This is a genomic window from Phenylobacterium sp. J426 (genome assembly GCF_024699945.1).
Classification (GTDB): Bacteria; Pseudomonadota; Alphaproteobacteria; order Caulobacterales; family Caulobacteraceae; genus Phenylobacterium.
In genome coordinates, this window is sequence record NZ_JAJOMY010000001.1 from 1,710,214 (window position 1) to 1,728,907 (window position 18,694).

Annotated in this window: 19 protein-coding genes and 3 pseudogenes; 9 read left to right on the plus strand and 13 right to left on the minus strand. The window is 69.5% G+C overall.

Annotated elements, in window-relative coordinates; translation table 11 throughout:
* Positions 1-40: 40 nt before the first annotated feature.
* The gene (locus LRS10_RS08920; protein WP_257836936.1) at positions 41-1,480 is read left to right on the plus strand and encodes a short-chain fatty acyl-CoA regulator family protein; all 1,440 of its coding nucleotides are present in this window, start codon (positions 41-43) and stop codon (positions 1,478-1,480) included.
* A gap of 92 nt (positions 1,481-1,572) precedes the next feature.
* Positions 1,573-2,805, plus strand: a complete 1,233-nt coding sequence (locus LRS10_RS08925; RefSeq protein ID WP_257836937.1) for a TetR/AcrR family transcriptional regulator — start codon at positions 1,573-1,575, stop codon at positions 2,803-2,805.
* Here LRS10_RS08925 and LRS10_RS08930 read toward each other — a convergent pair.
* Positions 2,802-3,791, minus strand: coding sequence for an NAD(P)H-quinone oxidoreductase (locus tag LRS10_RS08930; RefSeq protein ID WP_257836938.1), 990 nt, complete (start codon positions 3,789-3,791; stop codon positions 2,802-2,804). The genes LRS10_RS08925 and LRS10_RS08930 overlap by 4 nt on opposite strands.
* A gap of 94 nt (positions 3,792-3,885) precedes the next feature.
* Here LRS10_RS08930 and LRS10_RS08935 point away from each other — a divergent pair, with 94 nt between their 5' ends.
* Complete coding sequence (locus LRS10_RS08935; protein WP_257836939.1) at positions 3,886-4,089, plus strand: DUF1192 domain-containing protein; 204 nt, start codon at positions 3,886-3,888, stop codon at positions 4,087-4,089.
* Positions 4,090-4,205: 116 nt separating this feature from the next.
* Positions 4,206-4,730 (plus strand): DUF1465 family protein, encoded by a 525-nt coding sequence (locus LRS10_RS08940; RefSeq protein WP_257836940.1) that lies wholly within the window; start codon positions 4,206-4,208, stop codon positions 4,728-4,730.
* Positions 4,731-4,764: 34 nt separating this feature from the next.
* Here LRS10_RS08940 and LRS10_RS08945 read toward each other — a convergent pair whose 3' ends face one another.
* The 5 genes and pseudogenes from LRS10_RS08945 to LRS10_RS08965 form a co-directional block, all read right to left on the minus strand.
* Positions 4,765-5,130, minus strand: coding sequence for a DUF1801 domain-containing protein (locus LRS10_RS08945; RefSeq protein ID WP_257836941.1), 366 nt, complete (start codon positions 5,128-5,130; stop codon positions 4,765-4,767).
* A gap of 10 nt (positions 5,131-5,140) precedes the next feature.
* Positions 5,141-5,545 carry a DUF1801 domain-containing protein gene (locus tag LRS10_RS08950; protein WP_257836942.1) on the minus strand — a complete coding sequence of 135 codons (405 nt, stop codon included), beginning with the start codon at positions 5,543-5,545 and terminating at the stop codon, positions 5,141-5,143.
* Positions 5,542-5,742, minus strand: coding sequence for a hypothetical protein (locus LRS10_RS08955; protein WP_257836943.1), 201 nt, complete (start codon positions 5,740-5,742; stop codon positions 5,542-5,544). The genes LRS10_RS08950 and LRS10_RS08955 overlap by 4 nt, the downstream gene beginning before the upstream one ends.
* Positions 5,743-5,755: 13 nt before the next feature.
* The gene (locus tag LRS10_RS08960) at positions 5,756-6,160 is read right to left on the minus strand and encodes an SRPBCC domain-containing protein (protein ID WP_257836944.1); all 405 of its coding nucleotides are present in this window, start codon (positions 6,158-6,160) and stop codon (positions 5,756-5,758) included.
* Positions 6,157-6,424, minus strand: a pseudogene (locus tag LRS10_RS08965) (ArsR/SmtB family transcription factor). The gene LRS10_RS08960 and the pseudogene LRS10_RS08965 overlap by 4 nt, the downstream one beginning before the upstream one ends.
* 233 nt (positions 6,425-6,657) lie before the next feature.
* Between LRS10_RS08965 and LRS10_RS08970 the strand changes: the two are divergent.
* Both LRS10_RS08970 and LRS10_RS08975 read left to right on the plus strand, forming a co-directional pair.
* On the plus strand, positions 6,658-9,306 hold the full coding sequence (locus tag LRS10_RS08970) for an Ig-like domain-containing protein (protein WP_257836945.1): 2,649 nt from the start codon (positions 6,658-6,660) through the stop codon (positions 9,304-9,306).
* 20 nt (positions 9,307-9,326) lie between these two features.
* Entirely contained in the window at positions 9,327-10,190 is an 864-nt protein-coding gene (locus LRS10_RS08975; RefSeq protein ID WP_257836946.1) for a calcium-binding protein, read from the plus strand.
* Positions 10,191-10,291: 101 nt separating this feature from the next.
* Here the strand turns inward: LRS10_RS08975 and rpmE are convergent, their stop codons facing one another.
* Complete coding sequence (gene rpmE / locus LRS10_RS08980; RefSeq protein WP_257836947.1) at positions 10,292-10,516, minus strand: 50S ribosomal protein L31; 225 nt, start codon at positions 10,514-10,516, stop codon at positions 10,292-10,294.
* Positions 10,517-10,660: 144 nt separating this feature from the next.
* On the opposite strand from rpmE, the pseudogene LRS10_RS08985 reads away from it, so the two are divergent.
* Positions 10,661-12,512 (plus strand): annotated as a pseudogene (locus tag LRS10_RS08985) (ABC transporter transmembrane domain-containing protein).
* On the opposite strand, the gene LRS10_RS08990 reads toward LRS10_RS08985, so the two are convergent.
* Genes LRS10_RS08990 through LRS10_RS09015 form a run of 6 tightly spaced genes read right to left on the minus strand, consistent with a single transcriptional unit; the run spans position 12,509 to position 17,675 of the window.
* Positions 12,509-13,549 carry a glycerophosphodiester phosphodiesterase family protein gene (locus LRS10_RS08990; protein ID WP_257836948.1) on the minus strand — a complete coding sequence of 347 codons (1,041 nt, stop codon included), beginning with the start codon at positions 13,547-13,549 and terminating at the stop codon, positions 12,509-12,511. The pseudogene LRS10_RS08985 and the gene LRS10_RS08990 sit on opposite strands and share 4 nt — an antisense overlap.
* A 31-nt stretch (positions 13,550-13,580) precedes the next feature.
* Positions 13,581-14,381: an inositol monophosphatase family protein gene (locus LRS10_RS08995; RefSeq protein ID WP_257836949.1), complete on the minus strand. Its 801-nt coding sequence runs from the start codon at positions 14,379-14,381 to the stop codon at positions 13,581-13,583.
* Between the two features lie 47 nt (positions 14,382-14,428).
* The gene (gene thiE, locus LRS10_RS09000; protein ID WP_257836950.1) at positions 14,429-15,079 is read right to left on the minus strand and encodes a thiamine phosphate synthase; all 651 of its coding nucleotides are present in this window, start codon (positions 15,077-15,079) and stop codon (positions 14,429-14,431) included.
* A gap of 13 nt (positions 15,080-15,092) precedes the next feature.
* Positions 15,093-15,239: a DUF2474 domain-containing protein gene (locus LRS10_RS09005; protein ID WP_257836951.1), complete on the minus strand. Its 147-nt coding sequence runs from the start codon at positions 15,237-15,239 to the stop codon at positions 15,093-15,095.
* The gene (gene cydB / locus LRS10_RS09010) at positions 15,223-16,248 is read right to left on the minus strand and encodes a cytochrome d ubiquinol oxidase subunit II (protein WP_257836952.1); all 1,026 of its coding nucleotides are present in this window, start codon (positions 16,246-16,248) and stop codon (positions 15,223-15,225) included. Before cydB ends, LRS10_RS09005 begins: the two co-directional genes overlap by 17 nt.
* Complete coding sequence (locus LRS10_RS09015) at positions 16,245-17,675, minus strand: cytochrome ubiquinol oxidase subunit I (RefSeq protein ID WP_257836953.1); 1,431 nt, start codon at positions 17,673-17,675, stop codon at positions 16,245-16,247. The genes cydB and LRS10_RS09015 overlap by 4 nt, the downstream gene beginning before the upstream one ends.
* Positions 17,676-17,834: 159 nt before the next feature.
* On the opposite strand from LRS10_RS09015, the pseudogene LRS10_RS09020 reads away from it, so the two are divergent.
* Together LRS10_RS09020 and bfr are read left to right on the plus strand one after the other, a co-directional pair.
* Positions 17,835-18,021, plus strand: a pseudogene (locus LRS10_RS09020) (bacterioferritin-associated ferredoxin).
* Between the two features lie 152 nt (positions 18,022-18,173).
* A complete protein-coding gene (bfr, locus tag LRS10_RS09025; protein WP_257836954.1) occupies positions 18,174-18,659 on the plus strand; it encodes a bacterioferritin in 486 nt (161 codons plus the stop codon).
* Positions 18,660-18,694 lie beyond the last annotated feature (35 nt).

Consider the following 18,694-nt stretch of genomic DNA (forward strand, 5'->3'; position numbering starts at 1 on the left):
TACGTTGTCAAACTTGTAAAGCTGTGACAATCTTACAGCCATGGCGCTGGGATCCACCGACCGGAAGCTCTTTCTCGGCGCGCGGCTGAAGCGCCTGCGACGCGATCTGGGCCTCACGCAAACGCGCATGGCCGAGGATCTCGGCGTATCGCCCAGCTACCTCAACCTCCTGGAACGCAACCAGCGCCCGGTCACCGCCCAGGTGCTGCTGCGGCTCGCCGAGGCCTATGACCTCGACCTCAAGACGCTGTCGTCGGATCCGGAGTCGACCAGCGCCACGGGCCTCTCCGAGGTCTTCTCCGACCAGCTGTTCCGCGATCTGGGGGTCGCCCGCCACGAGATCAGCGAGGTGGCCGACAGCGCCCCGGCGGTGTCTGAGGCCATCGTCCGCCTTTACCGCGCCTACCTCGACCAGCGCCGCCTCGGCGAACTCGGCCATGCCGCCCGACCGGAGGAGGGCGCCTTCGAAAGCTCGGTGGTCACGCCGTCCGACTGGGTGCGCGACTACATCCAGGCCCAGAAGAACTACTACGCCGAACTGGAGGAGGCGGCCGACCGCCTCGTCACCGAACTCGCGCCCGAGCCGCAGGAGTTCGCCGCCGCCGCCCGCGCCCGGCTCCTCGAGCGGCACAAGGTGCAGGTTCGCGTCGTCCCGGTGGAGGTGCTTCCGGAAAGCGTCCGCCGCTTCGACTACCACCGCAAACGGCTGTTTCTCTCCGAGGTGCTGACGGGCGCCGGCCGTTCGTTCGCGCTCGCCTATCAGCTGGCGGTGCTGGAGAACGGCGAGCTTCTCAATGCGCTGGCCGACCGCGCCGCGCCGCCGGACCGTCCGACGCGCGCCCTGGTGAAGGTTAGCCTGGCCAACTACCTCGCCGCCGCGCAACTGATGCCCTACCAGGCCTTCCACGAGGCCGCCGAGCGCACCGGCTATGACCTCGAGCTGATCCGCGCCCGCTTCGGCGTCTCCTACGAACAGGCGTGTCACCGGCTGACCACGCTTTCGCGCCCGGGCGCCCGGGGTGTGCCGTTCTTCATGGTGCGGGTCGACAGCGCCGGGAACATCTCCAAGCGCTTCGCCGGCGGGACCTTCCCGTTCTCGCGCTTTGGCGGCGCCTGCCCGCGCTGGAACATCCACTCGAGTTTCCGCACGCCGGGCCGCATCGTCACCCAGGTGATCGAGACGCCCGACGGCCAGCGCTACTTCACCCTCTCGCGGACGGTGTCGCGCATCGCCACGCCCTACGCGGGGGAGGACTCGGAGCTCGCCATCGGCATGGGCTGCGAACTGAAGTACGCCGAACGGCTGGTGTATTCCCGTGGCCTGGACCTGAAGGACCCGGTCGCCACCGGCATCGGTCCGGCCTGCCGGATCTGCGAGCGGCCGGCCTGCCCGCAACGCGCCGCCGAGCCGATCACCCGGACCCTGACGGTCGACGACTTCACCAAGTCGATCTCGCCCTATCCGTTCGCCTCCACCTGATCGCAGATCACCCTCGGCCTGACGTAGGGTGACCCCTTTGCGCCTTGGCCGTTTCCGAGGCAGAAAGGCGTTTCAGGGGAGTAACATAGTCCATGGCCCAACGGAGCGCGGCGACGCGATCAACGGACCGGTTCGAACGCAAGCGCGAGGCCATCCTGGATGCGGCCACCCGCATCCTGAACCGCAAGGGCGTCAAGGGGCTCACCCTCTCCGACGCCGCCGCCGCCGTTGACCTCTCGACCACCAGCGTCACCTACTATTTCAAGCGCAAGGACGACCTGGCCGCCGCGGTGATCACCCGCGGCATCGAGGCCTATATCGAGATGGCCGAACGGGCCGTGGCCAAGCCGAACCCGGCCGACCGTCTGCACGAATTGCTGACCCTCTATTTCGAGCGCATGCGCCAGACGGTCGTGGAGGACGCCCCGCCGCTGCCGGTGATCTCGGACATGCGGGCGCTAAACGAGCCGCGTCGCGAGGAGGTCGCTCAGGCCTACGGCCGGTTGTTCCGCAAGGTGCGGCAGATCTTCGACGCCCCCGACCTGGCCTGGATGTCGCGCGGCCGCCGGACGGCGCGCACCCGCATGCTGATCGAGCAGCTTTTCTGGGCGCACAACTGGCTGTCCAAGTACGACCCCGAGGACTACCCGCGCGTCCGCGACCGGATGCACGACATCCTGATCAATGGTGTCGCCACAGAGACGGACGCCTGGACGCCCCAGCCGATCCGGATGGAGGAGCTGGCCGCCCGCGAGGGTCCGGAGCTGGCGCGCGAGACCTTCCTGCTGGCCGCCACCAAGCTGATCAACCGGCGGGGCTACCGCGGGGCCTCGGTCGACAAGATCTCGGCCGAGCTCAACGTCACCAAGGGCAGCTTCTACCACCACAACGACGCCAAGGACGACCTGGTGGTCGCCTGCTTCGAGCGCACCTTCGAGGTCATGCGCCGCGGCCAGCGGCTGGCCCAGGAACTGCCCGGCAGCGAGTGGGACCGCCTGTGCGCCTGCGCCGCAGCCCTTTGCGAATTCCAGCTCTCCGACCACGGCCCGCTGCTGCGCACCTCGGCCCTCACCGCCCTGCCCGAGCAGATGCGCCGCGCCACGGTCGAGCACGCGAACAGGGTCTCGGACCGCTTCGCCTCGATGATCTCGGACGGCATCGCCGAGGGCTCGATCCGCCCGGTCGACCCGGTGATCGCCGCCCAGATGCTCAACGCCACCCTGAACGCCTGCGCCGACCTCGGCGCTCTCGTCCCCGACGTCCGGCCGAAGGCGGCGCCGGCGGTGTTCGCCAAGCCGATGATGATGGGCGTCTTCCGCCACTAGGCGGTCAGGATCACCTTACCCACGTGGGCCCCGCCTTCGAGGTGGGCATGTGCGGCCGCGGCCTCTGCCAGCGGGAATGTGCGGTCCACCTGCGGCCGCACCTTCCCCGTCGCGATCCAGGGCCAAACCACCCGCTCCACCTCCGCCGCCAGCCGGGCCTTCTCGTCCGCGTCCCGAGGGCGCAGCGTCGAGCCGGTGATCACCGCCCGCTTCTGCATGATCCGGAAGATCGGCACGATGATCTCGCCGCCGGCCTGGGCGGCGATGTAGACGATCCGGCCGCCGGTCTTCAGGGCTTCGAGGTTCTTGGCGAAATAGTCGCCGCCCACCATGTCCAGCACCACGTCGACGCCGCCGTCCGCCTTCGCCGCCTCGGCGAAGTCCTGCGTCGAGGCGTCGATGGCCATGTCGGCGCCCAGCGCCAGCGCGGCGCGCGCCTTGTCCCCGCCGCGCGCGGTGGCGATCACCCGCGCTCCGGCGGCCTTGGCCATCTGGATCGCCGTGGTGCCGATGCCCGACGTCGCGCCGTGCAGCAGCAGGGTCTCGCCGGCCTTCAGCCCGCCATGCTCGAACACGTTGGCATAGACGGTGAAGACGGTCTCAGGCAGGCCGGCCGCCTCGTCGAACGACAGGCCGTCCGGAATTGGCAGGGCATGGCGCGCGTCGCAGACAGCGTACTCCGCGTAGCCGCCGCCACCCAGGAGCGCGCAGACCCGGTCGCCGGGGCGCCATCGGCCGCTGTTGGCGGGGACCGCTTCGACCACCTCGCCGGCCACCTCCAGACCCAGGGTCTCGGGCGCGCCGGGTGGCGGCGGATAGAAGCCGTTGCGCTGCACGACATCAGGCCTGTTGACCCCCGCGGCCCGCACGCGGATCAGCACCTCGCCCGCCTTCGGCTGAGGCGCCGGCAGACGCACGGCCTTCAGCGCCTCGGCCGGTCCGCGGCCGCCCTCGACGGCGATGGCGGTCATCTCCGTGACGGTCATGTGACGCTCCTGTATCTTGCCCAGAACTTGCGCTGGCCTCGGTTGCGCGGTTGGATAGCGCCCATTGACGGGGGCCGAAAGGGAGAGACAGGCGATGGAAGAGCCTGCTGACGTCCGGATCGCCCGCGGTCAAAGGCTTGCGGAGGTGGTCCGTGAAGATCTCGAGCTCTATGGCGCCGCCGAGCTTGAGGAGCGGATCGAGATCCTGCAGTCCGAGATCGCCCGGGTGAAGGCTCAGCTCGACCGCAAACGGGCCGGCCGCGCCGCCGCCGACGCGCTGTTCCAGCCCCGGGCCTGAGTTCAAGTCACCGGCGCCGCGCCGTTTCGCCGCTGTCCGGCGGATGGCACGACGGTTGCACGGGACGGCGTTGTACGGATCAAAAGCGGCCAGAACGCGAAAGACCAGAACACCAGATGTCCGAACCCAACGCCTTCGCCGCCGCTCCCGGGTCCCAGTGGCGTGCCGCCGTGATCCAGGACTTCGCCCGCTCCGAGCTCTTCGAGCGGACGTTCCAGGAGGGCATGGAGCTGGTCGAGGAGACCGCAGCCTACCTCGACGGCTCGGGTCGCCAGGAATCCAAGCTGCTCTCCCGCAACGCCGCCCTGGCCTATGCGTCCGAGAGCATGCGGCTCACCACGAGGCTGATGCAGGTGGCCTCCTGGCTGCTGGTCCAGCGCGCGGTCCGCGAGGGCGACATGCCGCCCACCGCCGCCTGCGAGGATCGCTACCGGCTCGCCGAGGAACAGGCCCGCGAGGTCCACGAAGGCGCCGAGGACCTGCCGGCGCCGCTGCTGATCCTGCTGGATCGCGCCGAGCGCCTCTACGAGCGCGTCCGCCACCTCGATCGCCGGATGTACGTCGAGAGCGCCGACGCCCCGGCTCCGGCGAACGCCGTGCTCAACCACCTGGATCGCCTGAAGAACGCCTTCGGGTCGTAGCGGGCGGTCGCCTCCCCCTGCAGGGACCCGGGCTCTACTTTGTCTTCGCGCGGTTGAGCTCGGCCGCGGCCATCACCAGCGCCTTGAACGCCGCGGCGTCCACGCTCACCCCCTCGGGGATGTCGATGGCGCGGCGCGTCGCGCCCTCCAGGCTGGCGTTGAACAGGCGGTCGGGGTCCGGCAGGGAGGCGCCCTTGGCGAAGGTCAGCTTCACCACCTTCTTATAGGTCTCACCGGTGCAGAGGATGCCGGCGTCTTCCCACACGGGCGTGCCGCCCCACTTCACCGTCTCCACCACGCCCGGCACGGCCTCGCGGATCAGGCCGCGCATCCGCGCCAGGGTGTCACCCCGCCAGTCGCCCAGGCTCTCGATCTTCGCGTCGATCTCGGCTGCGCTCATCGCCTCCTCCTCACATCCTTTCGCCCGGCAGCTTCGCCGCCTGTGTCACCCAGGCGGTGAACTGGGCCTCGTCGATGACGTCGTTCTCGTGTACGTGCCAGTACCGCGCCGACGGCGTTTTCGAGCCGACCGGCGGCGGCGGCTCGAGGAGCGCGCCCCGGAAGAAGGCCACCTTCACGTAGCGGTCGTAGCCGTGCAGGCTTAGGAACCAGCCCTCCTCGTCCGGCGCGCCATAGAGGGGCGAGTTCCACTTCACCGCCTTGCGCACCCCCGGCAGGGCCTGGGTCACCAGGGCGTCCAGTCGCGCCACGATCGCCTGCTTCCAGCCCGGCGTCGCGGCGATGTAGGCCTGGATCGGCGCCTCGCCGTAGCCCTTGGCGATCTGCGGGTTGCCTCCGGCCAGCAGTCTGGTCATGGCGTGCGCCGCAGATAGGGCAGGGCGAACATGTAGAGCCCGGTGAGCATCAGCGGGATCAGCGGGACCAGCGCCATCAGGCCGATCCAGGTCGCCTGCGCCCCCGTCGCCAGCGCGGCGATGTTGGCGATCACCGCCACCACGAACAGGATCGACAGCCAGCGATGGATCTGACGGATCCGGGTGTTCCAGGTCATGGTCGTCCTCCCTCTAGTCAATCCTGCCGAGCAGTTCGGCCAGGCTGTCGAAGAACCGCGGCCAGCCGCTCGTCGCACCCCGGTAGGCGCGCTCCTGGTCGGGTTTGAAGCCTACCTGTTCCATGCGCAGCCGGGCCCCGCCGGGCGTGGGCTCCAGCGTCCAGGTCACCGTGCTGACGAGGCCCAGGCCGTTCCAAGTGTAGGTGAGCGTCCGTTGGGGCTCGACCTCCAGAACCTCGCAATCCAGCACGCCCCAGTCGGCCGTGAAGTTGAAGCCGTGGCCGACTTCCGGCCGGAAATCGCTCTTCATCAGCCACTCGGCCATCAGGTGGGGCTGGGTGAGCGCCCGCCAGATCTTCTCGGGTGGGAACGGCAGCTCGCGCTCCACGACCACCGAGCGGATGTCGGCCTCACTCATTGGTCCATCCTCCTCAACAGGTCCTCGAGGTCGTCGAACTTGCGCTCCCAAAACCCTGCGAGCTCGCGGGTCCAGTCGACTAGCGGGGCCAGCGCCCCGATCTCGGCGCGGTAGTGGGTCTGCCGGCCGGCCTGGCGATCGCGCACCAACCCTGCCTGCTTCAGCACCGACAGATGCTTGGACACCGCCGGCTGGGAGACCCCCCGCCTGCGCCGTCAGCGCGCCCACGGTCTGCTCTCCCTCGCGGCAGAGCCGCTCGAACAGCGCCCGCCGCGTGGGGTCTGCGAGGCTACGAAAGAGGTCGTCGGGGGGAGGTCACTCATAACTCTCCGGCTATGCGTAAACTCATAACCCGCGGATTATGAATTTGCAACGACCCCGTAGAAATACGCCAGCAAAGCTTGGCCGGCGCGAGACGGTTGTTGTAGGACCTGCACTTTAGGTTGTGGCCTGTCGCCCTGTTCCGGCGGGTCCCGCGTGAGGGAGGGGATCCGCGCATGACGACCTCAGCCACCATCGGCGCTTCAGGCGTCAGCTACATCGACGCTCTGCTGTCGGGCGTGAAGTGGGGCGGCGGGGCGCTCACCATCCACTTCGCCACCTCATCCGCCTCGCTCGGCTACGCCCTCGGCGACAACAGCGCCTTCGCGGCGCTGTCGGGCCTCGAGGTCACCGCCTTCAAGTCGATCCTCGCACGGTGGGCGGAGGTCTCCGGACTGACCTTCACCGAAGTGGCCGACCCTGCGCAGGCGGACCTGTCGATCTACTGGTATCGCGCGGCGGACAATCCCACGGCGCGCGCGTTCGGCCCGGGCAATACGGCGCTGGCCGGCGACATCCAACTCGGCAGCGGGATCAGCGGGACCGACCTCACGCAGGCCGGGTCCTACAGCTACTTCATGGCGCTCCAGCAGATCGCCGTGGCCCTTGGGCTCAAGGACCCCGGCGCCGCCGCTGCGGGATTCCCGGAAGACGACGCCATGGCCGTCCCGGAGTCCGTCTTGAGCTCCGTCAGCTACGAGGGCGGATCCTCGGCTGCCTACACGATCGGCGCCGGCAGCTACCCGGCCATGCCGATGCTGAACGACATCGCCGCGATCCAGCACCTCTACGGCGTCAACACGAATGCACTGACCGGCAGCATCGGCGACACCACCTACACCTTCGATCCGAGCGCCGCGGTGATCTTCCGCGCATTGTGGGACGGCGGGGGCTTCGACACGATCAACTTCGCCAGCTACAGCGTCGGTCTCTCCCTCGACCTGCGGCCCGGCCATTGGAGCAATCTCGGCGGGCAGTACGCGACGCTGGATGCCGGTGACGCCGCCGTGAAGCCGCCGGGCAACATCGTGCTGCCTTACCTCCACAATGGCGGCGGGTATCGGATCGAGGCGGCCTATGGCGGCTCAGGCGACGACCTGATCCAGGGCAATGACGTCGACAACCTGCTGCGCGGCAACGGCGGAAACGACACGCTCAGGGGCGGCGGCGGGGTTGACACCCTGGTGGGCGGCGCCGGCTCCGACGCCTTCGACGTCTCCGAAGGTCTGGCCGGCGCGGTGCAGATCTCGGACTTCGTCGCCGGCGACCGCATCATCCTGCCGTTCGCGCCTTCGGGCGGGATCAGCCGGAGCGACGGCGCCGCCCTGACGGCGGGCCAGGTCTCGATCAGCTTCAACGGCTTCTACAGCGTCCTGAATGTCGGGCTCGACGCCACGCCCGGATACGACCTGCGCATCGTGCTGGCGAACAGTACGGTCTTCGACAACCTCAACCTGTCCGGCGACACGATCACCTACCAGGCGGACACTGTCGCACCGACGCTGACGGCCGTCTCTGGGCCGGCGGACAACGCCGTGAAGGTTCCACTGGACGCCACGCCGACGCTGCACTTCAGCGAGCGTCTCCTGCCCGGGACCGGGAGCTTCCAGGTGTACAACGTGACCGACGGCGCGGTCGTGCAGACCATCGCAGTCGGCTCAGGCGCCGTCAGCGGCTGGGGCACGGAACAGCTGACCCTGCAGCTCGCCGCCTTGCCCGAGGGCAAGATCATCGCCATCCGCTGGGACGCAGGCGTCGTGACCGACCTGTCCGGCAATGCGCTCGCCGCCGGCAACAGCGGCGACACCCTCTACAGCTTCACGACGAACATCCGGCCCACCGCGTCCGCCAGCGCCGGAGACCTGAACGTCGCAGCGGCCGGCGGCTCCAGCTACAGCTTCACCGTCACCTACAGCGACGCCGACGGGACGATCGACGGTGCGACCATCGGGCTCGACGACGTGACCGTCACCGCCCCGGACGCCAGCACCCTGACCGTCACCGGCTTCACCTGGAACGCCGGCGCGCGCACTGCGACCTACACCGTCGCCGCCCCTGGCGGGACGTGGTCGGCCGCGGCCGACGGCGTCTATCGGATCGGGCTGGTCGGCGGCGCGGTGCGCGACGACACCGGCGACGCGGTCGCCGCCGTGGGCGCCCTGGCCGAGTTCGAGGTCGATATGACGCCGCCGGCCATGCCGACCGTCGCCCTCGCCGAGGACACAGGTCGCCTGAACAACGACCGCATCACCTCGAACGGCGAGATCATGGTGAGCGGTCTGGAGCCCGGCGCGACGTTCCAGTTCTCTACCGACAGCGGCGGTCAGTGGACCACCGGCGGCGGAACGAGCTTCACCCTCCCGGCCGGGTCCTATGGCGCCGGCGTCGTTCGGGTGCGTCAGGTGGATGCGGCCGGCAATGAAGGCCCCGCCTGGAACCTCGCGGCGGTCACGGTCGACGCCACGGCGCCGCGCGTCCTTTCCGTCGAACGCGACACGCCCACAGGCGAGCTGACCAACGCCGACATCATCAGCTTCCGGGTGACCTTCGACGAGGAGGTTTACGGCCTCGCATCCGGGGTGACCCTGACCGGAACCACGGCCACCCTCAGCGGCTCCAGCGCCAACGGCCTGACCTATGTCTTCACCTTCTCGGGCGGCGACCTGGCCAACCTCAACGGCGTCGTTGGGCTCAGCTTCAGCGGTCCGTTCGCCGACGCCGCCGGCAACGCGCTGACGACGACGGTCGTCGGCGCGGACCAGAGCTACACTTTGGACAACCGCGCGCCTCAGCTCTCCTCCGCCACGGTCCAGGGGCCACGCTGACGCTCACCTTCGACGAGGCGATGCAGGCGGCGAGCGCGGCCGGCGTCACGGTCACGGCCGGCGGCGGCCAGGTGGCGGTGAACGGGGTATCGGTCTCGGGGGCAGCCGTCGTCCTGACTCTTGCTGCGCCCGTGGCGGCCGGCGCAGCCGTCTCGCTCCAGTACGACGGCGCCAGCGGGGTCGTCCTAGATCTCGCGGGCAATGCGATCGGGATCACCAGTGTCGCGGTCCAGAACCTCACCGCGGCGCCTGAACCGGAGGCGCCGCCTCCGCCGCCGCCCATCACCGGCAGCGCGGGCGACGACGTCGTGTTCCTCGTCGGCGGCGGCGCGACCTTCAGCGCCGGCGATGGCGCCGACGTGGTCACCGGCGGCGGCGGCGACGACTGGATCCACGGCAACATGGGCGAGGACACCATCCGGGGCGGCCTCGGGAACGACATCGTCCACGGCGGCCAGGGGCGGGACGCGCTTTACGGCGACGACGGCGACGATGTCCTGTTCGGCGATAGGGGCGACGACTTCGTCCACGGCGGGCGAGGCGACGACGTGATCGATGGCGGCGATGGCGCAGATATCCTGGCCGGCGGCCAGGGTAACGATGTGCTGCGCGGCGGGGACGGCGGCGATGTTCTCGCCGGCGATCGTGGCGACGATACGCTTGTCGGCGGCGCTGGCGCCGACCTGTTCCGCTTCGCCCCGGGCGGCGGAGCCGACATCATCACCGACTTCAGCGTAGCCGAAGGCGACGTCCTCCTCGTCGAGGGCCCTTACACCCTGTTCCAGCGAGGTGCGGACGTCGTCGTCGATCTGGGCGACGGCGGCACGGTCACGGTGCAGAACGCCCAGCTGGCGTGGCTGCCCGCCGGCTGGATCCTGAGCTGACCGCGCCTGCACGCGCGAAAACGCCGCGAAGGTCGCCCTTCGCGGCGTTCAGGTCCTTTGCCAGGGCGCCCGCCGTCGTCGGCAGAGCCGCCCGGAAGGCTCTATTTGCGCGTGAAGGCGCCGAACTTGGCGTTGAAGCGCGACACGCGACCGCCGCGGTCCAGCAGCTGGTGGCCGCCGCCCGTCCACGCCGGATGCGTCTTCGGGTCGATGTCGAGGTTCAGGGTGTCGCCCTCTTTGCCCATGGTCGAGCGGGTCTTGTAGGTGGTGCCGTCCGTCATCACGACCGTGATGAAGTGGTAGTCGGGGTGGATGTCCTGTTTCATCGCGTCGGCGCCTGACGTAAAGGAGCGGCCACCTCGAACAGCGGCCAAATTGGAACGGCCGCCGGCGAGGGCGGCCAAAAGGAAGCCGGGCGTATAGAGAAAGCCCGCCGGGATTGCAAGGTGTTGCGGAATGAGTGAGCCCCGATGAGTGAACCGGGGACGGCCGAGGTCTCGGCGCCGGGCAGGCCCAGCGCGGGCCAGACCCTGGCCCAGAACCTGGCGGAGGCCGCCGAGCGGCGCGGCCGCAGCCGCAACGTCGGCGCCCTGCGCCGTCTGCTGCCCTACATCGGCGCCCACTGGGGAGATGCGACCTGGGCCGCTGTCTTCCTGGTTGCGGCCACCGCGGCGACGCTGGGCATGTCCGGCGCGATCCGCCTTCTGGTCGACCACCTGACGTCAGCCCGAGCTAACCACGGCAGCGTCGACCGCTGGTTCCTGCTGGTGGGCGGCGTGGCGCTCGCTCTGGCCCTGTCCTCGGCGCTCCGCTACTTCTTCGTCACCAAGCTGGGCGAGCGCGCCGTCGCCGACCTGCGCAAGGCCGTCTACGCGCACATCCTCACCCTCGATCAGGCCTTCTTCCTGAAGACCCGGACGGGCGAGGTGCTGTCGCGCCTGACCACCGATATCGCCATCGTCGAAAGCCTGCTCGCCACCTCGATCTCGGTGGCCATTCGGAACCTGTTGATGCTGACCGGCGCGCTGATCATGCTGATGGTGGTCAGCGCCAAGCTCACCGGCCTGGTGCTGCTGTCCTTCCCGGTCGTGCTGGCGCCGATGTTCCTGTTCGGCCGCAAGGTGCGCAAGCTGACCGCCACGACCCAGGACCGTTTCGCCGGGGCGGTGGGCCACGCCGGCGAGAGCCTGGATGCGCTCGAGACCGTCCAGGCCTTCGGCCGCGAGGCCGCCGCCGCAACCACGTTCGGCGACGCGGTCGAAGAGTCTTTCCGGCTGTCGGTTCGGCGGATGACCGCGCGGGCGGTGATGACGGCCCTCGTCATCGCGCTCGTCTTCGGCGGCATCGTCGGCGTCTTCCAACTGGGGGTGCACGCGGGCCTGCGGGGCGAGATGAGCTGGGGCACGCTCTTCCAGTTCGCCTTCCTCTCGGTGATCGCCGCCGGCGCGGTGGGCGCGCTCGGCGAGACCTGGGGAGACGTCCAGAAGGCCGCCGGCGCCCATGGAGCGCGTGGGCCAGCTGCTGGACGCCCGGCCGGCCGTGGCCGCCCCCGCCCGGCCCGTCGCCCTGCCCGAGCCGCCGCGCGGCGAGGTCGTCTTCGATGCGGTCACCTTCGCCTATCCCGGGCGCCCCGAGCTCCCCGCGCTCAAGGGCTTCTCGCTGCAGGTGAAGCCCGGCGAGCGGGTGGCCCTCGTCGGCCCCTCGGGCGCCGGCAAGAGCACCGTCTTCCGCCTGTTGCTGCGCTTCTACGATCCCGAGGCCGGGGTCATCCGCCTCGACGGCGTCGACCTGCGCGACGCCGATCCCGTCGCCGTCCGCAGCCGCCTCGCCCTCGTCGCTCAGGAGAGCCCGCTGTTCTCCGGCTCGGCCCGCGAGAACGTCCGTTTCGGCCGGCCCGAGGCCTCCGACGCCGAGGTCGCCGCCGCCGTCCGCGCCGCTCACGCCGACGGGTTCCTGGAAGCGTTGCCGCAAGGCCTGGAAACGCCGCTGGGCGAGCGCGCCCGTAGCCTTTCCGGCGGCCAGCGCCAGCGTCTGGCCATCGCCCGCGCCCTGGTGCGAGGCGCCCCAGTCCTGCTGCTGGACGAGGCCACCAGCGCCCTCGACGCCGAGAACGAACAGCTCGTCCAGCACGCCCTCGACCAGGCGATGGAGGGCCACACCACACTCGTCATCGCCCACCGCTTGGCGACAGTGCTCAAGGCCGATCGGATCGTCGTCATGGACGAGGGGCGTGTCGTCGAGGAGGGGACGCACGCCGAACTGGTGGCGAAGAAGGGCCTCTATGCCCGCCTGGCCGCCCTGCAGTTCGGGGCGGCGGCTTAGCTAGGGTCTTCCGGCAGGTGCACGCATCCGCGATCCCGGAGCTTCACGGCGATCGCGGGGAAGTCGCTGAACACGCCGTCCGCGCCCCAGCAAAACAGCTCGTTCAACAGGACTTCCACGTTCCCATGCGCAGCGGGGCCGCCGGCGTTCCGCAGGATCGGCGGCAGGAAGTGGTTCTCGGCCCGGACGGTCCACGCGTGCACGAACAGCCCAAGTTCGTGAGCTTTGTGCGGGATGTAGGTCGGCATGCCTTGGGGCATGACCACCAGCGACCACTCTAACCCAACGCCTTCCGCGAAGCCCTTCACCTGCTGCAGACCGTCCGCGCTCAGCATGGAGAGCGAGGGACCTGGTCCGTCGGAAACGAGGAAAACGCGGCGCGCCTTGGACAGCCGGCCGAACGTCTTCAGCGGCTCGGCCTCGAAGCACTGGACGAAAACCTTGGCGTCGGCGCTGTTCAGGTCCGCGGCCTTCAGCGCGTCCGCCAGCCGAGCCTCCAGCGGCAGGCCGATCCCTGCGAAATAGGAGGGGTGTTTCATCTCGGGATAGACGCCGACGCCCTTGGCCTTCGCCAGCTTCACCACCTCCTCGAAGGTCGGGATGGCCTCGCGGCCGTCGAACTTCGTATTGGCCGGCCGCAACTGCGGCAGCCGCTCACGCGCCCGCAGGGTCTTCAGCTCCGCCAGCGTGAAGTCCTCGGTGAACCAGCCGGTCACCGGCTCGCCGTCGATGGTCTTGGTCGTCTTGCGCCCGGCGAACTCCGGCCGCGCCGCGACGTCGGTGGTGCCGCCGATCTCGTTCTCGTGCCGGGCCACCAAATGGCCGTCCTTGGTGGGAACGAGATCGGGTTCGATGAAGTCGGCGCCTTGGGTGATGGCCAGTTCGTAGGCCATCAGGGTGTGCTCGGGGCGCTCGCCGCTCGCCCCACGATGGGCGATGACGATGGGGCGCGTCTTGGCCGGAGTGACGGCCCGGGCCACGACGGGGGTTCCGGCGAGCGCGAGCGCGGAGGCGGCGAGGGTGCGGCGCGTGATCATGCCGCCACCTTAGCCGTCTTTGTGACAGCCGCTACTTCGCGGCGGCCTGCAGGCGGTCCAGCAGCAGCGGGTGGATGTCGAGGTTGCCGGCGACGATCGATCCCGCCTTCAGCATGTCCTCGCCGCCCTCGGCGTCGGTCACCTTGCCTCCGGCCTCGGTGACCATCAGCACGCCGGCCGCCAGGTCCCAGGCCTTCAGGTCGCGCTCCCAGTAGCCGTCGTAGCGGCCCGCCGCGACCCAGGCGAGATCGAGAGCCGCAGAGCCGAAGCGGCGCACGCCCGCGACCCTTTGGCTGATCTGGTGCAGCTCCTTCAGGAACTTCGCGTGCTGGCCGTGGCCCAGGAAGGGGATGCCGGTGGCCAGCACCGACTCGTCCAGCCGCTGACGGGCGGCGACCCGCAGGCGCTTGTCGTTGACGTAGCAGCCCTTGCCCTTCTCGGCCCAGAACAGCTCGTTGGTGGCGGGGTTGTAGGTGACGGCGGCCACGACGCCGGCGCCCTCGCGCTCCAGCGCGATGTTGATCGCGAAGTGCGGGATGGCGTGCAGGAAGTTCGTCGTGCCGTCCAGCGGGTCGACGATCCAGGTGTGGGTCTTGTCGGTCCCTTCGATGAGGCCGCGCTCCTCGCCCCAGAACGAATAGCCGGGGCGGGCCTTGGTCAGGGCTTCGAACAGCACCTGTTCGGCCTTGAGGTCGGCGGCGGAGACGAAGTCGGCGGGCGCCTTCTTGGCCACCTGCAGCTCGGCGAGTTCGCCGAAGTCGCGATTGAGGCCCCGCGCGGCCTTGCGCGCGGCGTCGCTCATCACTTTCAGCAGGGCGGATTGGGCGATCATGGGCGGCGGAACCTAGTTGCGGGCGCCCTGCAAAGCAAGGCGCGTGCTTATGCCCGCTCAGCGACGCCGGCCGCGATCTCGCGGTTGAACGCCGCCACGGCTGCGGCCGGGCCGTCGCCATGGCTCCAGACGCCGGCGGACACGGCCAGGAAGTCGGCGCCCGCACGGGCCAGCTCGCGGGCGGTCTGCACGGTAATCCCGCCGATCGCGACGCAGGGGACCTCCATGGTCTCCTGCCAGATGGTCAGGATCTCGGGTTCGGCGCGCGTGCTCGCGTCCTTGGTGGTGGTCGGGAAGAAGGCGCCGAACGCGACATAGTCCGCCCCGGCTTCGGCGGCCTCCATCGCCAGGTGGCGGCTGTCGTGGCAGGTGACCCCGACCATCCGGTCCTTGCCGACGATGCGCCGCGCCTCGGCGTATGAAGCATCCTCCTGGCCGATGTGCACGCCGTCGCAGCCGAGCTTGGCGGCCAGGTCCGGCCGGTCGTTGAGGATCACCGCCACCCCGCGCGAGGCGCAGATCGGCGTCAGCGCGTCCACCGCCGCCGCGATGACTTCGTCCGGCTGGTCCTTCAGGCGTATCTGCAGGGCCGCGACGTCGCCCGCGTCGAGGGCGTGCGCCAGGACGTGTCCGAACGCCGCCAGATCGTCGATCCGGGGCGGCGTGATCAGGTAAAGGCGGCAGAGCGGTTCGGCCATGCCGCCCTAGAGCCTACTTCAGCAGGGCTTTCAAGGCGTAGGCGACGGCGGCGGTGGCCAGCGTCCCCGCCGCCGCCAGGCCGAAGAACCAGGCCAGCCGTTTCCACAGCGGCGGCTGGGTCGCGCCCGGTTCAGGCGGCGGCTCAATGATAGCCGGCATCTTCGCTGACCTTGCCGCGGAAGACCCAGTAGACCCAGGCCGTGTAGCCCAGGATGGCCGGCAACAGGATCGCCACGCCCACCAGCATCAGCCCCAGGGCGTTGTCGGCCGAGGCGGCCTGGCGGAAGGTCATGTCGTAGGGGACGATGTTCGGGAAGAAGCTGATCGCCAGCCCCAGGTAGCCGGACAGGAAGATCGTGAAGGCCCCGAGGAACGGCCAGCCGTGGGAATGGCGGCGCAGTCCCAGGATCACCGCCGCCAGGCCCAGCAGCCCCACCGCCGGGATGGCCAGCAGGGGACCCAGCTCGCCGAAGTCGAACGCGCCGCCGGCGAAGCCCCATCGCGAGGCGATCCGCGGATGGACGAACAGGGTCGCGAGGCTCACGGCTCCGAGCAGCCCCGCCGTTGCGGCCGTGGAGATCCAGGCCCACCGTCGGGCGCGGCCGTGCAGCTCGTCCTCGGTCTTCCAGATCAGCCAGCAGGCGCCCAGCAGGACGTAGCCGGCCACCAGGCCCAGCGCGACCAGCAGGGTGTACGGCGTCAGCCAGTCGAATGGTCCGCCCGCGAACTGCCCCTCGGACACGGTCACGCCCTGAATGAAGCCGCCCAGCACCAGGCCCTGGGCGATCGTCGCCGCCAGCGAGCCGCCGGCGAAGGCGGCCGTCCAGAACCGCTTGCCGCGACGCCGGCCGCGCAACCGGAACTCGAAGGCGACGCCGCGCAGGATCAGCGCCAGCAGCATCATGATGATCGGGATGTAGAGCGCCGGCATAAGCGCGCCGTAGGCCGCCGGGAAGGCGGCGAACAGGCCGCCGCCGCCCAGCACCAGCCAGGTCTCGTTGCCGTCCCAGACGGGCGCCACCGTGTCCATCATCACGTCGCGCTCCTGGGCCGAGCCGGCGAATGGGAACAGGATCCCGATGCCCAGGTCGAAGCCGTCCAGCAGCACGTACATCAGGACCGCCACGGCAATGACGCCGGCCCAGATCAGCGGCAGGTCGAGGGTCATCGACGGGCCTCCTCTTCATGGGCGGCGGGATCCGGCGCGGCGCCCAGCGCATACCCCGGCGGTCGGGGCTTGATCGGCGGCTCGGTGTCCGCCGCCCCGGGCGGCAGCGGCCCGGCGGCGATCAGGCGCAGGATGTAGAGCGCGCCTACGCTGAAGACGACCGCGTAGACCACCAAGAAGGCCAGCAGCGAGGCCGAGACCGAGCCCGCGCCCACCGGCGAGACGGCGTCGGCGGTGCGCAGCACGCCATAGACCACGTAGGGCTGGCGACCGACCTCGGCGACGATCCAGCCCGCGATGACGGCCACGAACCCTGCCGGCCCCATGGCCACGCAGGCCCACAGGAACGGCCGGACGGCCTCGGGCCCCCGCCCCGGCCGGCGTCCCCGCAGAATCAGCCACGCGCCCCACGCGCCAAGGGCGATCATGGCGAGACCCAGGCCGACCATCACCCGGAAGGCCCAGAAGACGAGGGCCACCGGCGGCCGGTCCTCGGGCGCGAAGGCCTTCAGTCCCTTGATCTCCGCGGCGCTCTCGCCGGCGGTGATCCAGCTGCCGATCTTCGGGATCGAGATCTCCCACTGGTTCTTCTCGGCCGCCCGGTCGGGCCAGGCGGCGATGTGGAAGGGCTGCTCGGTGCGGGTCTCCCAGAAGGCCTCGATGGCGGCCAGCTTAGCCGGCTGCACCTGCAGCACCTCCTTGCCCGACAGGTCACCGACCACCAGCTGCAGCGGCGCGACGATCGCGAACATGCCCACCGCCATGCGCAGCGCCAGACGCGACTCCGTCTCCTGCGGCTGCCGCAGCAGCCGCCAGGCCGAGGCGGCGCCCACCACCAGCGCCGTGGTCAGATAGGCCGCCAGCACCATGTGGGCGAAGCGCTCGGGGAAGGTCGGCGAGAAGATCACCGACATCCAGTCCAGGGCCCGCAGCGTGCCGTCGGGCATCCGTCCGAAGCCCGCGGGATGCTGCATCCACGAGTTGGCCGAGATGATCCAGAAGGCCGAGATCAGGGTGCCGACGGCGACCGTGACGGTGGCGGTGAAATGCAGCCTGGGGCCCACCTTGCGCCAGCCGAACAGCATCACCCCCAGGAAGCTGGCCTCCAGGAAGAAGGCGGTCAGCACCTCGAACGCCAGCAGCGGCCCGATCACCGGCGAGACGATGGTGGAGAAGACGCTCCAGTTGGTGCCGAGCTGGTAGCTCATCACCACGCCCGAGACGACGCCCATCCCGAACGACAGGGCGAAGATCTTCACCCAGAAGAGATAGAGCGTCTTGAAGGCCTCGCGCCGGGTGGCGAGCCACAGCCCTTCCAGCACCGCCAGGAAGCTCGCCAGTCCGATGGTGAAGCTGGGGAAGATGATGTGGAACGCGATGGTGAAGGCGAACTGCAGCCGCGAGAGCAGAAGCGCGTCCAGGTCCATGCCCATCCCCGATCACTGCCGCCGCCCTCACGGCGACGCGCGGCAGTCTACAACGCGAACGTGATCTGCGACATTGCGCCGGATCAAATGCGAATGACTTGCAAAGGCGTTATCATCACGCTAGATCGAAACCGGACAGGCAGGAGCCCTCGCGCCCAAATGTACGTCTGCAACTGCAACGGCATCCGCGAACGCGACGTGCGCGCCGCCATCGCGGCCGGCGCCAGCCGCCCCGCGCAGATATTCAAGGCCTGCGACTCCCCAGGCCCAGTGCGCCCGCTGCGTCTGCGACATGCGCAAGATGCTGGACGAGGAGCGCGAGGCCCTGAAGTACGCCGCCGAATAGGCCGGAACCTCAGCCTTTTCAGCAACCGCAAGTCATTCGCAGCGAAAACTACAGTTTTCTTGGCAAGCGCAAATCACTTGCAGACATAGGCTTTGACCTGGTGCATCGCCCCGGGCATTCCCGCGTTCAGTGAATGGACGAAAGGTGCGGCGATGCAGGGCGACAAGGCGATCATCCGGCTGTTGAACACGGTGCTCACCAACGAGCTGACCGCAATCAACCAGTACTATCTGCACGCGCGGATGTACGAGAACTGGGGCTTCGCCAAGCTCGGCAAGATCACCTACGAAGAGTCGATCGGCGAGATGAAGCACGCCGACAAGCTCATCAAACGCATCCTGTTCCTCGACGGCCTGCCCAACCTGCAGGACCTGCACAAACTCTCCATCGGCGAGACGGTTGGCGAATGCTTGGCCGCCGACCTCGGCGTCGAGGTGCGCGGCCGCGCCGCCCAGATCGAGGCCATCAAGCTGTGCGAGGCTTCGAACGACTTCATCTCGCGCGAGGTGCTGGTCGAGATCCTCGACGACACCGAGGAGCACATCGACTTCCTCGAGACCGAGCTGTCGCTGCTCAAGAGCCTGGGCGAGCCCAACTACCTGCAGCGCGCCACGGGCGAGCTGGGCGAAAAGGACTGAGGCTCTCCTGACCTCCAGGGCGTTGCCAGCCTGAC